Source organism: Micromonospora salmantinae (assembly GCF_022230905.1).
Lineage (GTDB): Bacteria > Actinomycetota > Actinomycetes > Mycobacteriales > Micromonosporaceae > Micromonospora > Micromonospora salmantinae.
Window position 1 is genome coordinate 1 of sequence record NZ_JAKKFG010000012.1, and the last position, 15,172, is coordinate 15,172.

The 15,172-nt window shown below is 72.9% G+C and carries 12 protein-coding genes; 6 read left to right on the forward strand and 6 right to left on the reverse strand.

Annotated elements, in window-relative coordinates; genetic code table 11:
• Positions 1-18: 18 nt before the first annotated feature.
• On the forward strand, positions 19-834 hold the full coding sequence (locus PSH03_RS10515; protein WP_238689001.1) for a hypothetical protein: 816 nt from the start codon (positions 19-21) through the stop codon (positions 832-834).
• A gap of 70 nt (positions 835-904) precedes the next feature.
• Here PSH03_RS10515 and PSH03_RS10520 read toward each other — a convergent pair whose 3' ends face one another.
• The 4 genes from PSH03_RS10520 to PSH03_RS10535 all read right to left on the reverse strand — a co-directional run bounded on the left by PSH03_RS10520 (position 905) and on the right by PSH03_RS10535 (position 4,903).
• Positions 905-1,348 carry an HNH endonuclease gene (locus PSH03_RS10520; protein ID WP_238689002.1) on the reverse strand — a complete coding sequence of 148 codons (444 nt, stop codon included), beginning with the start codon at positions 1,346-1,348 and terminating at the stop codon, positions 905-907.
• Between the two features lie 211 nt (positions 1,349-1,559).
• Positions 1,560-2,768 carry a hypothetical protein gene (locus PSH03_RS10525; protein ID WP_238689003.1) on the reverse strand — a complete coding sequence of 403 codons (1,209 nt, stop codon included), beginning with the start codon at positions 2,766-2,768 and terminating at the stop codon, positions 1,560-1,562.
• A gap of 67 nt (positions 2,769-2,835) precedes the next feature.
• Complete coding sequence (locus tag PSH03_RS10530) at positions 2,836-4,389, reverse strand: FAD-dependent oxidoreductase (RefSeq protein ID WP_238689004.1); 1,554 nt, start codon at positions 4,387-4,389, stop codon at positions 2,836-2,838.
• Positions 4,390-4,414: 25 nt separating this feature from the next.
• Complete coding sequence (locus tag PSH03_RS10535) at positions 4,415-4,903, reverse strand: MSMEG_6728 family protein (protein ID WP_091403045.1); 489 nt, start codon at positions 4,901-4,903, stop codon at positions 4,415-4,417.
• 95 nt (positions 4,904-4,998) lie between these two features.
• Here PSH03_RS10535 and PSH03_RS32660 point away from each other — a divergent pair, with 95 nt between their 5' ends.
• The 4 genes from PSH03_RS32660 to PSH03_RS10555 are packed head-to-tail and all read left to right on the forward strand — an operon-like array spanning position 4,999 to position 11,689.
• A complete protein-coding gene (locus PSH03_RS32660) occupies positions 4,999-6,984 on the forward strand; it encodes a potassium channel family protein (protein WP_305076079.1) in 1,986 nt (661 codons plus the stop codon).
• A gap of 50 nt (positions 6,985-7,034) precedes the next feature.
• Positions 7,035-9,887 (forward strand): AfsR/SARP family transcriptional regulator, encoded by a 2,853-nt coding sequence (locus PSH03_RS10545; RefSeq protein ID WP_238689005.1) that lies wholly within the window; start codon positions 7,035-7,037, stop codon positions 9,885-9,887.
• Between the two features lie 30 nt (positions 9,888-9,917).
• On the forward strand, positions 9,918-10,907 hold the full coding sequence (locus PSH03_RS10550) for an ATP-binding cassette domain-containing protein (RefSeq protein ID WP_238689006.1): 990 nt from the start codon (positions 9,918-9,920) through the stop codon (positions 10,905-10,907).
• Entirely contained in the window at positions 10,904-11,689 is a 786-nt protein-coding gene (locus PSH03_RS10555; protein WP_238689007.1) for an ABC transporter permease, read from the forward strand. Before PSH03_RS10550 ends, PSH03_RS10555 begins: the two co-directional genes overlap by 4 nt.
• 19 nt (positions 11,690-11,708) lie before the next feature.
• On the opposite strand, the gene PSH03_RS10560 is transcribed toward PSH03_RS10555, so the two are convergent.
• Together PSH03_RS10560 and PSH03_RS10565 are read right to left on the reverse strand one after the other, a co-directional pair.
• Positions 11,709-12,944 carry an APC family permease gene (locus PSH03_RS10560; protein WP_238689008.1) on the reverse strand — a complete coding sequence of 412 codons (1,236 nt, stop codon included), beginning with the start codon at positions 12,942-12,944 and terminating at the stop codon, positions 11,709-11,711.
• A 10-nt stretch (positions 12,945-12,954) separates the two neighbouring features.
• Entirely contained in the window at positions 12,955-13,692 is a 738-nt protein-coding gene (locus tag PSH03_RS10565) for a phosphatase PAP2 family protein (RefSeq protein WP_238689165.1), read from the reverse strand.
• Positions 13,693-13,812: 120 nt separating this feature from the next.
• Between PSH03_RS10565 and PSH03_RS10570 the strand changes: the two genes are divergently transcribed.
• On the forward strand, positions 13,813-15,036 hold the full coding sequence (locus PSH03_RS10570; protein ID WP_210780882.1) for a DUF4032 domain-containing protein: 1,224 nt from the start codon (positions 13,813-13,815) through the stop codon (positions 15,034-15,036).
• Positions 15,037-15,172: the final 136 nt, after the last annotated feature.

The following is a 15,172-nucleotide window of genomic DNA, read 5'->3' on the forward strand; positions in this document are numbered from 1 at the left end:
GCGCACAGGGATCGAGCAGTGTGTGCAGGGGACGAGGGGGCCGGCGATGGGGGGGCGGGCGGTGCGGCTGGATGGGCGGAAAAGAGGGTCGAGCACGCCGGCCCAGCGGCGACTGGCCCCAAGCCGGCCGGTACCGAGGAGGCCGGCACCGAGGAGGCCGGCACCGAGGAGGCCGGCACCGAGGAGGCCGGCACCGAGGAGGCCGGCACCGAGGAGGCCGGCACCGAGCCGACCGGCGATTCGGTGGCGCGGATGAGGCGCGGGCCGTGGCGTCGGGGGCGAGCCATCCTGACGGTCGGCGGAGCCGTGATCGCCGCGGTGGCGCTCGCCGGATCGCTCGGTGACTTCAGCAATCGTCGACAGGGACAGAGCGCCGCGCCGACCGGCAGTGGCCCGGGCACCACCACGGTGGGGATGCCCGGCATCGAGGACCCGACCGACCCGGTTGATGCCGGTCCGTCCGCCGCACCGCCGACCAGGAACACCGCGCCCGCTACCCGGATCAGCCCCCCGTCCGGTCCGGGCGGGCCAGTGGTCCCGGGCCCGACGCCCGCCACCTCTGGCCCGACCCCGACCAGGGCTGCGCCGACTCCCACCGCCGGCGCCGGTGTGCCCGTCGAGGCGCACGGCGGGACGGTCACCGCTCGCTGCGTGGGAAATTCGGTCGAGGTGCTCGCTGTGGTGCTCGCGCCCGATTTCCGGGTCGAGGGGTACGACCCGGGGCCGGCGAAGCAGATCATGGTCGAGCTGACCTCCGCGGAGCACCGCAGCGAGATCCGGGTGCAGTGCCCCAACGGCCAGCTAAAGTCGAAGGTCAAGGAACGCGCCGCCTGATCGGGGGCCGGCGGGTGCCGCGTCCGGGACGTACCCGAAACGCGGCCCCCCGTTCCCGCCGGCCGGTCCGTCACCGCCCGGCGAGCGCCGCCCAGCCCGGGTTCACCGGCTCACGGCGCAGCGGCATGCCCGCCTCCGCCGGCGTCCGGTCCCCCTTGCGCTGGTTGCAGGCGCAGCAGGCGGCGGTGGTGTTTCGCCAGGTGTTCCGACCGCCGCGCGAGCGGGGCAGGATGTGGTCGATGGTGGAGGCCGGGCCGCCGCAGTACGCGCAGCACCTGTTGTCGCGGCGCAGCACACCGGCGCGCGACCAGGCCGGCCCGGAGTTGAATCTCCACCGGGTGACCACGAAGCGGACCAGCCGTACCACCCGGGGCATCGGGAAGACCCCGATCACCCGGTCCGGCTCGGCCTCGTGGATCTCGGCCACCCGGCGGCAGAGCATGCGGACGGCGTGTTGGACGGTGACCCGGTGCAGCGGGCCGAGGTCGGCGTTGATGACGAGGACGGCGTCCACCGGGACTCCTTTCCAGAGGTGACGGACAGCAAGAAGCCGCCCGGTCCGGCTGTCGGACGGGGCGGCTCAGCGCGTACGGACACGCGTCAGTCGGGCCGGCCCGCCCGGGGACCTTCCGCTCGGTAACCGTCACCGGGTAGCGTCGACAGCACGGTGCTGACGTGCCACATCGTCATGAGCTGCTCCCGCGGTGGTGGTTGACCTTGCGCGCTCACGTTAGGTCGACGGGGGAGACAGGGGCAACGTATTTCGATCGGCCGGCCTCGTCGGGACGCCGCTGGCGGCGGGTGCGGGGAGCTGCCTTGGCCGAGACCTGGGCGTTGGTCAGCGGCCGGTTCAGCCGCAGGGCCATCCGTGCGGTGAGTTCGCTGTCCAGCAGTGGCCGGTTGACCTCACCGGCGACGGCCAGCGCGGGCCCGGAGACCGACCGCCAGATCGCGGCCAGCCCGGCGCCGAGGCCCACCAGGGCTACCGTGGCCCGGGTGGTCGGTGAGCCGGCGGCCGCGGCGGCACTCACCCCGACGACCGCGAAGAGCACCAACAGCAGGGGTACGAGCACCGGCCAGAAGATGCCTCGGGCCGCCTGCGCCACCAGTCGCCGGTCTCGGATGATCAGGTTCCGGGCGATCACCGCGTAGTCCTCCTCGTCGAGCAGGTCGCGCGGGTGCAGGCCACCGGTGAGCACGTCGCGCCAGAGGTCACCCTGGCCGCGCAGCGCCCGGCTCAGGGTGGCGGGCGTCGGCTCGGTCGGGTCCCCGTGGCCGGCGCTGTCGACAGCGTTCGCCCAGGCGGCCAGCGAGCGGCGCACCACCGCGGCCGAGTACGGCGGCAGCACACTGGCCAGCTCGTCCAACCACCTGCTGATCTGGACCTGCCGGCCGCCGAACTGGCGCAGCAACTGCGTGACGTCGCCGGCTCGGACGGTGTCGGCCACGGAACGGCCCAGTCGGTAGGCCAGCCCGACCCGGTGGTTGGCGGCCATCGCCCAGCGCAGCACCTCCACGTTGAGGTCGTCGAGGGCGAGCAGCAGCGGCACCGGGTCGGCGGGATCGGGCTGGCCCAGGTCGGGGAGCAGGGCTCGGGCGGCCGACGTGTCGGGCACCGGCCCGGTGTGCCGGGTGAGGTCGGCGATCTGGGCCAGGGCGACGTCCACCCCGTCGAGGTACATCCGCATTCGACGGTGGACGGACATCTCGGTGAGGTTGGAGAGTTTGGCCGGCGGTACGGCCGGGCGGGCCTCGACGAACGCGCGGGGCTCCGCGTGCTGCCCGTGGTGGTAGGCGTCCGCCATCCACCAACCCAGTCGGAGCGCGGTGACGATGCAGGCGCGCTCGTCACGGATCAGCGGGTACGCGTCGTCGCGGCCGATCTCGTCCATCGACGAACCGTTCTCCGCGCCGGCGCGGTGCAGTGGTGACATCTCCCGCTGCCCTCCCGCCCGGCCGATCGACGGTTGATCATTCGAGCGTACGGCAGCGTACGGTGGCTTATGTTGTGTTTTGTCGATTTGGCCCGATGCGACCGGCCAGCAGCCCACGCGGTCGGATCGAGCGCACCGACTCGGCCGCGCCACCCTCGGCGCGCAGGATGTGGTTCGCGGCGATGATCCCGGTCGCGGCCGAGCGTTCCATCAACGCGCTCGGGAAGTCCGTGGCGATGCCGTCGCCGGCCAGGTAGAGGCCGTTCGCGTCGGTGCGTACCCCCGGTCGCCAGGCGTGGCTGCCCGGCGTGAACGCCGGAGCCTGCGCCTCCACCCGGGCCCGCAGCTCGCGGACCCGCAGGTCGCCGGCCTCCGGCCAGAGCGCCACCAGCTCGCGGCGCATCCGCTCGGCCAGTTCCTCGGCCGGCACGCCGGGCTCGCAGGCGTACGCGTGCAACTCGACGACCGAGCCGCCGGTCTGCTGCGCCCAGCGCCGCGGCTCGTTCTCCAGCCGGTGGTAGAGCGTCACCGAGTCCAGTGTGGGCTGGCGGGACACACCGCTGAACACCGCCCGCTCGGCGGCCACGTCCCCGTCACACCAGTACCGCGCCACCGCGTACGGCGGGCCGGGGGTGCCGAAGGCCGGCATCCTTCCCGCCAGGTCGGGGGCCTGCTCGGCCAGGTCCGGGGAGGCCGCCACCAGCGCGGCGAGCGCCGGCGGGTCGACGGCGAGCACGACGTGCCCGGCCGGATGGCTGCCGCCGTCGGTGGTCGTCACCCGCCACCCCTCGGCGTCGCGGTGCACCCCGGTGGCGGCGCAACTGGTGAGGACCCGGCCGCCGTGCTTCTCCACGTGCCGGGTCAGCGGCTCCCAGATCGCCGTGGCGTAGTCCTCGTCGGGGCAGTCGAAGGCCAGCCCTTCCGGGTTGCCGAGCAGATAGAAGTGGAACTGGGCGACCATCTCGGCGGCCGACATCTCCGCCTCGTGGTTGAAGAACGAGTGCGAGAAGACCTCGAACAGCATCGCCCGCGCCCGATCCGGCAGTCGCAGCGACGCCAGCAGCTCGTCGGCGGTGGTGTCGTCCAGGTCGGCGTAGGTGCGCACCGGGTCGTAGCTGAGCAGCGGCAGCGCCGCGTCCCGGTCCATCAGTCGCAGGTCGGCCAGGCGCAGGCTGGGGCTGCGCAGCAGCAGCGCCAGCAGGTTCGCCGGCGGCGCGGGTGGCAACCTGCCGAACTCCTCGGTCGGCCACTGCCCGCTGAGAATCGGGTAGCCCGGAATCGGCTTGAGGAAGCCCAGGTCAGGATCGATCCGGCGGAGGATGGACCGCCAGTTGTAGTACTGCCGGAAGAACGCGTGGAAGCCGTGCTCGTTCTGCTGGCTGCCGTCGGCGAGCGCCTCCGGCCAGGCGCCCAGTCGACCGCCGAGCGTCGGTGCCGCTTCCAGCACGGTGACCGCCACACCCCGTTCGGCCAGCACCACCGCCGCCGACATGCCGGCGATGCCGCCACCCACCACGAGCGCCGTGGTCGGTCGTGGCACCCGGTCGGCGCCACCACCGCCCGGGTCCACCTGGTGCTGCCGTACGCCGATCAGCCGACCTACCACTTGCGACAGCGCCATGGGGCCCAGTCTGCCCCACCTCGGATCAGTCGGCTGGCAAGCAACGGCGGGGACGGTCGGAGGCGGGCCAGACGTACTCCAGGTCCTCCGGCACGTCGTCGCCGAACAGCGGGCGGTAGTGCGTCGGGTCCTTGCGCAGCAGCGACGAGCGGTGACTCAGGTGCAGGTCGTCGCGGCCCAGCCATGGTGGCAGCTCACCTGCTCGGGCCAGCTCATCCTGGGTTCGGATCACGCCGGCCCCGCAGGCGGCGGCGAGGTCGACGGTCATGGTGGTGGCGCAGGTGTCGGCCCGCCCCGGTTCGGTCCAGACCGCGCACATGTCCAGCCCGTAGCGGACGAGCGCCTCCTCGTACCCGGCCCACATCTTCACCGCCGGGTGGTTGCGCCAGCCGTACCCGGGTCGGGTGAGCCCACGCAGCACCTGGATGGCCTCCACCCGCTGCTTGCCGAGCCGCTTCTGGTCCAGCGTGCGGGCGCTGGCCAGAAAGCCCGGGTACGGGAGGAACGTCTGCATGTCGCTGCTCTACCCGGCACCGGAGCGGACATACCTGGTCACGGGATGATCCGGACGGGGTCGCCCACCGTGGCCGTGCTGATTACGATCCGGGCATGGCGGAGCCGTGGCGGGACCGGGCGCGACGGGCGGTCGAGTGGAACTGGCGGCTACGGTCCGTCGGTGATCCGCGCCCGCACTACGTGATCTGTGGCAAGGACGCGCTCGCCTACTACGTGGCCCGGGCGATGCTCGAATCCGAGCTGCCGGCGGGAGGGGCCCGGGTGACAGTCGTGGTGCCGGAGCGTTACCGCAGCAACGGGCCGGACGTGGCCGGGCTGCGCGGGGTCCGGGTGGTCCGCTCGGACCGGCTGGACGTGGCCACCTTCGAGGCCGCCGGTCTGGCCGGCGCGACCGGGCTGGCCCTGTTGCACCAGGACGACGTGGGCAACCTGCACGCCGCGCTCTGCGCCCAGGCTGTCGACCAGCGGGTCCGCCAGGTGCTGCGGATGTTCAACGGCACCCTTGCCGACGGCGTACGCAAGCTGCTCAAGGCCCCGGTCGAGGTGCTCTCCGACGCCGAGATGGCCGCGCCGGCCTTCGTGGCCGCCGCGCTCAACGAGGTCGACCCGAGTTCCTTCCAACACCGGGACAAGACGCTGCGGGTGGCGCGTCGGGCCGACGTCCGACCGCAGGACGTGGTCTGCGCGTTGGCGCACCTCAGCGAGGCGCAGGGGGTGGAGTTGCTGCCGGCCGAGCAGGCCGGAGCCGACCTGGTGCTCGCCGAGGCGACCGGTCAGCCACCGGGCACCGAGGTCGCCGCCCGCCGGTTGGTCCGGGCACGTCGGCGTCGTCGTCCGGTCGCCGTGGTGCTGGGGGCGGTCCGCGGCTTCGCCACCCGCAAGATCGGCGTTGCGGTGATGGCGGTGCTCGCGCTGATCGCGGTGCTGGGGGCGCTGATCTCCCGGGCCGAGGACGTCTCTCCGCTGGAGGCGCTGTACCTGACCCTGGTCACCACCCTCAGCGGCGCCGACCCGGACACCACCAAGGCGGCGGACGCCCAGATCATGCAGGTGGTGCTCAACCTGGCCGGGTTGGCGCTGATCCCGCTGATCACCGCCGTCGTGGTGGACGGCATCGTCAACGCCCGGCTGGCCCTGCACACCGGCCGCCTGCAACCCGCGCGGGTCGGGCACGTGGTGGTGATCGGCCTGGGCAACGTCGGCACCCGGGTGATGGCGCAGCTACGCGAGTACGACGTCGAGGTGGTGGCGATCGACAAGGATCCGGAGCCGCGCGGTGCCGCCCTGGCCCGCCAACTGGAGGTGCCGCTGATCGTCGGCGACGCCGCGTTGCCGGAGACACTTGTCGCCGCCTCGGTGGCCGACTGCCAGGCGTTGGTGGTGGCGTCCACCGACGACGTGGCCAACCTGGAGGCGGCGCTCGCTGCCCGCGACCTCCGCGCCGACCTGCGCGTGGTGCTGCGGCTCTTCGACGGTGACTTCGCCGAACGGGTGGAGGAGACATTCGCGCTCGGGGTGTCCCGCTCGGTCTCCTACCTGGCCGCCCCGGCCTTCATCGGGGCGCTCACCGAACGTGCCGTGATCACCACGATCCCGGTCGACCGGCACGCGTTGCCGGTCGCCGAGGTGCCGGTCGCCGCCGGCTCCGAGCTGGACGGCCGACCGCTGGGCGTGGTCAACCGGGACGGGCAGGTCCGGCTGATCGCCCGCACCCCGGCCGGTGGTGCCAAGACCATCTGGTGGAAGGACCTCGACCCCCGGCAGGTGATCTTCGCCGGCGACCGGCTGACAGTCGTCGCCCGGCGGCGCGGGCTGGACTGGCTGACGCGCCAGTGCGCCCCGCCGGCCCACCCCGTCCCGGTCCCCCGGCCGGCCGGGGCGGTCCACGGCGGGGTGCACACCCCGGCGGCGGCGTCTCCCTCGGTGCCCGGCCCGACGGACTCCGGGGTCGCCGCGTCCGCGCCCGGCGCGGCGCATCCCGTTCCCCCCGCCGAGGGTGCCTCTTCGACGACCAACGGCGGCCTAGCTGACGGATTCGAGCTGACCCGCCGGCATGACGGGACCGGCGAGGTGAGCTGACGCCACCCGGCGCGGCCAGAACCGGCCGGCGCTGAGCGACAATCCATGCCATGCGTTTCCGCATCCTGGGGCCGACCCAGGTGGTGCTGGCCGACGGGCGAGAGGTCCCCGTGGGCGGTCCGCGGCTGCGCGCCCTGCTGGCGCTCCTCCTGCTCGACGCCGGTCGGGTGGTCTCCGCGGAGCGCCTGATCGACGGCCTGTACGGGGAGCATCCGCCCCGGGGTGCTGCCAACGCGCTCCAGTCCCAGGTGTCGCGGCTGCGCCAGGCCCTGCCCGCCGGGCACGACCCGGTCGAGTTTCACCCGGCCGGTTACCGCCTGGCCGTGGACCCCGACGATGTCGACGCGTACCTGTTCGAACGGCTCGCCGAGGCGGGGCACCGCGCGCTCGTCGACGGCGACTGGCCCCGGGCGGCGACGGTGTTGCGCGAGGCGCTGGAGCTGTGGCGTGGTCCCGCCCTGGCCGATGCCATCGGCGCCGCCGGCGCGTCCGCGCAGGCGGCTCGGCTGGACGAACTGCGGTTGGCCGCCATCGAGGATCGGGTCGAGGCGGACCTGGCGTTGGGCGCACAGAGCGCGCTGGTCGCGGAGTTGCGGGAGTTGGTCGTCACGCATCCCCTGCGGGAGCGTCCGCGGGGCCAGCTCATGCGTGCCCTGGCGACACTGGGTCGGCCGGCGGAAGCGCTGGCCGAGTTCGAGGACGTCCGGCACACGCTGGCCGAGCAGCTCGGCGTCGACCCGTCGGCGGAGTTGGCGGCGGTTCACCTGGCGGTGCTGCGCGGTGAGGAACGCGGGTCGGTCGAACCGGTGCTGCCGAGTCAACTCACCACATTCGTCGGGCGCGAGGAGGAACTCAAGCGCGTCGGCGACCTGCTCGGCGAGCGCCGGCTCGTCACCCTCACCGGCCCCGGTGGGGCGGGCAAGACGCGACTGGCGATCGAGGCCGCGGGCGGGGTCGACGGCGAGGTCCGTTTCGTCGAGCTGGCCGGGCTGGCCGACGGGTCGGACGTTCCGCAGGCGGTGCTGAGCGCGCTCGGCCTGCGCGACGCGGGCCTGCGTGCCCCGGCCGAGCCGGGCTGGCAGACCACCGACCGGTTGGTCGAGGCGCTCGCCGAGCGGCGACTGCTGCTGGTGCTCGACAACTGCGAGCACGTCCTCGTCGACGCGGCCCGGCTGGCGGCCCGGCTGCTGAGCGCGTGCCCGGCGTTGCGCGTCCTGGCCACCAGTCGGGAGCCGCTGGGGCTGGTCGGTGAGGCGCTGTGCCCGCTGTCCGGGCTCACCCTGCCACCGCTCGGTGCGTCCGCGCTGGACGCCGACGACTACGCGGCAGTTGGTCTCTTCGCCCAACGGGCCGCCGACGTCGCGCCCGACTTCACCGTCACGCCGGCCAACGTCGAGATGGTGCTGCGGATCTGCCGCAGCCTGGACGGCCTGCCGCTGGCGATCGAGTTGGCCGCCGCGCGGCTGCGGGCGCTGTCCGTCGCCGAGGTGGCCGCCCGTCTAGACGACCGGTTCCGGCTGCTGTCGACGGGCAACCGGGCCGCGTCGCCGCGACACCGCACCCTCCGGGCCGTGGTCGAGTGGAGTTGGGATCTGCTCGACGACGCCGAACGGGAAGTGGCCCGGCGGCTGACCGTCTTCGCCGGTGGGGCCACGCTGGAAGCGGCCGAGCGGGTCTGCGGCCTGCCCACCGCCGAGTTCGTCGACGCACTCACCGGCCTGGTCGACAAGTCCTTCGTGGAGATGACGGGTGGCCGGTACCGGATGCTCGAAACGGTGCGGGCCTTCTGCGCCGAGCGCCTCGCCGAGGCCGGCGAGGCCGACCAACTCCGTCGCGCGCACACCGCGTACTTCCTGGAGTTCGCCTGGACCGCCAGCGACCACCTCCGGCGTGCCGAACAACTGCACTGGCTGCGGCTGCTGGACGCGGAGCGGGACAACCTGCACGCGGCGTTGCGCCGGGCCACCGCGGCCGGTGACGCGTCCGACGCGGCCGGAATGGTCGCGGCCCTGTCGTTCTACTGGTGGCTGCGCGGCATGCGCGGGGAAGGGGCGCGGCTTGCCGCGGACGTCCTCGAACTGCTCGGCACCGAGGCGCCGCCGGGGCTGGGTGAGGAGTTCGCCCTCTGCGTCTACAACGCCTCGCTCGCCGGCTCCGGGCATCTGCCGTCCCTCGGGACGCAGCGGTCAGTGATCCGCAGCCTCGACCGGCCGCCCCGACAGCCCTTCCTGCTGTACCTGTCGGGGATCTCGACGGGACCGCCGTCCGGCGGCGCCGAGGATGTCGACGAGCTGATGGCGGAGCTGCGGCGGCTGGTCGGCCCGGACCCGTGGATCAACGCGCTCGGCGCGATGGGCAGCGGCTCGGCGCTGATGTGGAGCGACCAACGGGACCGGGCCAGGGCCGCGCTGGCCACCGCGCTCGACGGCTTCCGCGCCACCGGGGACCGGTGGGGCACCATGATCACGCTCGGTGCGCTCGGCGAACTGGCCGCCTGGCAGGGCGATCCGGAGACGGCGGGGGCCCACATGGATGAGGCCATGGGCCTGGTCGAGGCGCTCGGGTCGGCCGTCGACCAGGCCGACATGCTGCGTACCCGGGGCGAGATAAGGCTGCGCGCCGGTGACCTCGCGGCGGCGCACGACGACTTCGCCGGTGCGCTGCTCCTCGCGCAGCGCAGCGGCGCGCCCGAGTTCGTGGCCAGCGCCCGGCTCGGCCTCGCCCAGGTGGCCCGGGTGCGCGGAGACCTGGCCGCCGCGAGGCGGTTCTGCGAGGAGGCGTTGGCCGGCGGGCTCACCGGCTGGTACGTCGGCGAGGCCGCCCGTGCCGAGATCATTCTCGCCCTGAAGGAGATCACCGAGGCGGAGAAGGCCGGTGCGCCGCCGTCAGCGGACGGTGCGTGACCGGTCAGCGCCCGGCAGCACCGTGGGGGCATGACGACATTCGAGGTGGTCGCCGAGGGTCTGGGCAAGCGGTACGGCCCGACCCGTGCGCTCGACACGTTCGACCTGACAGTGCCACCCGGCACGGTCCACGGACTGCTGGGACCGAACGGCGCGGGCAAGACGACTGCCGTACGGATCCTCACCACGCTGCTGCGTTTCGACACGGGACGGGCCACAGTGGCCGGGTACGACGTGCTGCGCCGGCCGGACGAGGTGCGCGCCCGGATCGGGCTGACCGGGCAGTACGCCGCGGTCGACGAGATCCTCAGCGGCCGGCAGAATCTGGAGCTGTTCGGCCGCCTGTTCCGGCTCGGCCGACGGGAGGCCCGCCGACGCGCCGGTGAGCTGCTGGAACGGTTCGGGCTCGACGAGGCGGCGAGCCGGTCCGCCGGTGAGTACTCGGGTGGGATGCGTCGCCGGTTGGACCTCGCCGCCAGCCTGATCCGTACGCCGCGGGTGCTGTTCCTGGACGAGCCGACGACCGGCCTGGACCCGCGCAGCCGCAACCAGGTGTGGGACCTGGTCCGCGGTCTCGTGGCGGACGGGACGACCGTGCTGCTCACCACGCAGTACCTGGAGGAGGCCGATCAGCTCGCCGACCGGATCTCGGTGATCGACGCCGGTCGGGTGGTGGCCGAGGGTTCACCGGACGAGCTGAAGGCGATGACCGGTGGCGACCGGATCGAGGTGGTGGTCCGCGACGCGGCCGAGCTGAGCCGCGCTGCTCGCCTCGTCGCGCCGATCTGCGGTGCGGAACCCGAACTCGACCCGGTGATCCGACGGCTCAGCGTGCCGGTGCTCGATCGCGTCGCCGGCCTGGTCGACGTGGTACGCGCGCTGGACGACGCCGGCATCGCGGTCGAGGACATCGGCCTGCGGCGCGCGACGTTGGACGAGGCATTCCTGCACCTGACCGGGCACCGGCCGGACGAGGCCCGCGAGCCCGTGGCGGCCGAACAAACTGTGGAGGTGGCATGACCACGGCGATCGCTGACGGTTGGACGATGACCAGGCGGAACATGACGCACGTGGTCCGCGCTCCGGAGGAGCTGATCCTCTACTTCTCGCTGCCGATCATGTTCGTGCTGGTCTTCGGGTACGTGTTCGGCAGCGGCATGCAGGTGGCGGGTGGCGGCAACTACCGCGAGTTCCTGCTGCCCGGGGTCTTCGTGATGACGATGCTCTACGGGCTGGGGGCCACCGCGACCGGCGTGGCGCTGGACCTCAGCCGGGGCGTGGTCGACCGGTTCCGGTCGATGCCGATGGCACGGTCCGCCCTGATGACCGGTCGCAGCGCCGCCGACCTGCTGCGCGCCCTGCTGGAGATGTCCACCCTCCTGGTGTGTGGCCTGCTCGTCGGGTGGCAGTGGCGACAGGGTGTCGGAAAGGCGATGCTCGCCGTCGCTCTCCTTCTGCTGCTGCGAATCGCTATCACCTGGGTCGGGATCTACCTGGCGCTGCTGGTCCGCAACCCGGACACGGTCGGCGTGATCGTCTTTCCGGCGGCGTTCCCGTTGAGCGCGATCTCCAACGTCTTCGTGTCGCCCGAGCTGATGCCTCCGGTCATCGGGACGATCTCGGAGTGGAACCCGTTGTCGGCCACCGTCGCGGCGATCCGCGAACTGTTCGGCAACCCGGGCCTGGGTGGCGACTCCTGGCCGGCGGAGCACGCGCTGCTGTTGGCGGTGCTGTGGCCGGTGCTGCTGATCGCGACGTTCGCCCCGCTGGCCGTGCGCCGCTACCAGCGGTTGAGCCGCTGACGCCGGCCGCCTGCCCGGGTCAGCGGCGGGCCCGCAGCGCGTAGCAGGCGGCACCGACGGCGAGCACGCCGAAGCCGGCGATCACGCTGCTCAGCGGCAGGTTGACCGCGAGCAGCAGACAACCGAAGAGCCCGAGAACGGCGAGCGCCCGGACCGGCAAGCGTCGGTCCGGGTCCCGGCCCAGGGTGAGCGCCGCCGCGTTGGTGATCGCGTAGTAGACCAGCACCGTGCAGCTGGAGAAGCCGATCGCGTCGCGGACGTCGCCTATCAGCACCACCACGATCACCACGGCGGCGACCGCCAGCTCGGCCCGGTGCGGCACCTGGTGCACAGGGTGCACGGCGGCCAGCGCACCGGGCAGGTCACGGCGGCGGGCCATCGCGAGGGTGGTCCGGCCGACCCCGGCGACCAGGGACAGCAGCACCCCGACGACCGCGATGGTGGCACCGGCGCGGACCACCCACGCCAGGCCGGGCAGCCCGGCGGCGGTCACCACGTCGACAAGGGGCGCGGCGGAGTCGGCCAGCCGGTCGGCGCCGAGCACGCCGAGGGTGACCACGGCCAGCACCAGGTAGATCACGAGCACCACCCCGAGCGCCAGCGGCAGCGCGCGCGGGATGGTCCGTTGCGGGTCGCGGACCTCCTCGCCGAGCGTGGCGATCCTGGCGTACCCGGCGAACGCGAAGAACAGCAGCCCGGCGGCGGTGAGCACGCCCCGCGCCGAACCGCCGGGTTCGCCGAGCCGGTCCAGATGCACCGGCCCACCGACCAGGCCGACGACCGTGACCAGGGCGAGCACCGCCAGCACGAGCGCGACCAGCGCCCTGGTCACGGTGGCCGTCTTGCCGATGCCGCGCAGGTTCACGGCGGTCACCGCGAGCACCGCGCCGACGGCGACCAGCCGGGCCTGCCCCGGCCACAGGTACGCCCCGATGGTCAACGCCATCGCCGCGCAGCTTGCCGTCTTGCCGACCACGAACCCCCAGCCGGCCACGAAACCGGCGAACGGTCCGAGGCGCTCCCGGCCGTAGACGTAGGTGCCACCGGACTCCGGGTAACGGGCCGCCAGCCGCGCCGAGCTGGTCGCGTTGCAGAAGGCGACGAAGCCGGCCAACGCCAGCGCGGGCAGCAGGCCCGCGCCGCCGGCCGCCGCCACCGCCGGGCCGAAGACCACGAAGATGCCCGCGCCCAGCATCGAGCCCAACCCGATGACAACCGCATCGGGTACGCCCAACCGCCGCCTTAGTTGATCCACGAACCACAACCTAGGGGTACGAGGTGAACGGCCGATCCCACTCGCGTAACCGGCCGGGGAGCGGCACGCCGTCCCAGGGTGCCCGGTGCAGCAGCCGGTCCAGGAGCAGGCCCAGCAGCAGCCCGGCCACCGAGTCGGTCAGCCAGTGCCAGCCGAGGTAGGTGGTGGTGGTGAGGACGACCAGCGGCGGCACGACGCGGATCACTGTGACGAGCCGGGCTGGCAATTGGCGGCCGAAGCTGCGGGCCAGCGGGGCGAGCAGCAGCGCGATGACCCCGTACCAGACGATCGCGTTGGCGACGTGCCCCGACGGGTAGGACTGGGCGAACCGCACCGGCAGGTCGTCGTGGAACAGCGGCAGGGTCTGCTCGGGCGTCAGGAACGGCTCCTTGACGCTGGCGCTCGGTGCCGCCCGCGCGGTCCAGATCTTGAGTGGGCCGATCGTCAGGTTGGTCAGCGCGAACGCGACCACCGGAGGCAGAATCGGCCGCACCGACCGCAGCCGGACGGCCAGCAGCACGCCCAGCCCGACGGCGATCAACGTCAGCGGAGTGCCCTGGCCGAGGAAGTTCAGCACCCGGGCGACCCAGTAGGCGGCGGCCGGCCGGTGCCCGTCGGCCCAGTCGGCGATCGCCCGGTCCACTCCGAAGAGCTGGTCGGCGGCGAGCGCCACCGTCAACCCGACCAGACCGACCAGCATGAGCGCGTCGAACCACCAGCCGGCCGGCCGGACGGACCGTAGCCGCAGGTCACGTCGTACCGCTGAGGGTTTGAGCACGCGACCACGCTACCGGCCCGGCGCGAGGGCGGGGTATGCGGCGCTGTGGGCCCAACCACGATCAGGAGCGGATGCGGGGGGCGACCAGTCATGCTTGTGCCCGTGCGGATCACGTCTGCCCTCGTGGACCCGGCGCTGCTCGACCTGCCATGGTCGACACCGCTGGAGGAGTGGCCTGCCCAACACCTGGTGGCGCTGCCGCAGGGCATCTCCCGGCACATCGTCCGTTTCGTCCGGTTGGGCGACTACGTGTACGCGTTCAAGGAGACCCGCGAGCGGATCGCCGAGCGGGAGTACGACCTGCTCCGGGCCCTGGAGCGGATCGACTTTCCCTCGGTCGAGGCCGTGGCGGTCGTCGCCGACCGGCAGACCGAGGACGGGGAGCCGCTCGAATCGGTGCTGATCACCCGGCACCTGCAGTTCTCGCTGCCGTACCGGGCGCTCTTCTCGCACACCCTTCGGCCGGAGACGATGAGCCGGCTGCTCGACGCGCTCGCCGCCCTGATCGTGCGGATGCACCTGACCGGCTTCTTCTGGGGCGACTGCTCGCTGTCGAACACGCTGTTCCGGCGGGACGCGGGCGCCTTCGCCGCCTACCTGGTGGACGCGGAGACGGGTGCCCTGCACAACACGCTCTCCAACGGTCAGCGTGGCGAGGACCTGGAGATCGCCCGGGTGAACATCTTCGGTGAGGCGCTGGACCTGCAGGCCGCCGGCCTGCTGCACGAGTCCATCGACCCGGAGGTGGTCTGCGAGGAGGTCGTGCAACGCTACGAGCGGCTCTGGCACGAGATCACCTATGAGCAGGCGATCGAGCGGGAGGCCCGGCACGACATCGAGGGCCGGATCCGCCGCCTCAACGAGCTGGGCTTCGACGTCGCCGAGGTGGCCATGTCATCAATCGACGACGGACGGTTCCTGGTCCGGCCGAAGGTCGTCGACGCCGGCTACCACACCCGGCGGCTGCTGCGGCTGACCGGGCTGGACGCCGAGGAGAACCAGGCCCGCAAGCTGCTCAACGACCTGGACGCCTACCGCGCGGAGAGCGACCTGATCGACGAGCAGCAGGCCGCCCACCGCTGGCTCACGGAGGTCTTCGAGCCGGTGGTCCGGGCCGTCCCCGCGCACCTGCGCCGCAAGCTGGAGCCGCAGGAGCTGTTCGCCCAGATCATCGAGCACAAGTGGCTGCTCTCCGAGCAGGCCGGCCGGGACGTCGGCATGCGCCACGCGGTCCAGTCGTACCTGACCGACGTGCTGGTGCACCGCCCCGACGAGCAGGCCGTCCTGGGCGTGGAAGTCCCCAGCCTGGGTTGAGGCCCGGCCTGAGTTGTCCGGCTCAGACGGTCGCCAAGTCGGCTCCGGGCGCTAATCGAACTGTTTGTGTCGCTGCCTTTGGAGCTGATGTCGTAAACGATTCAGCTCCAAAGGCTCCTTGGGCGGCCTGTCGAGC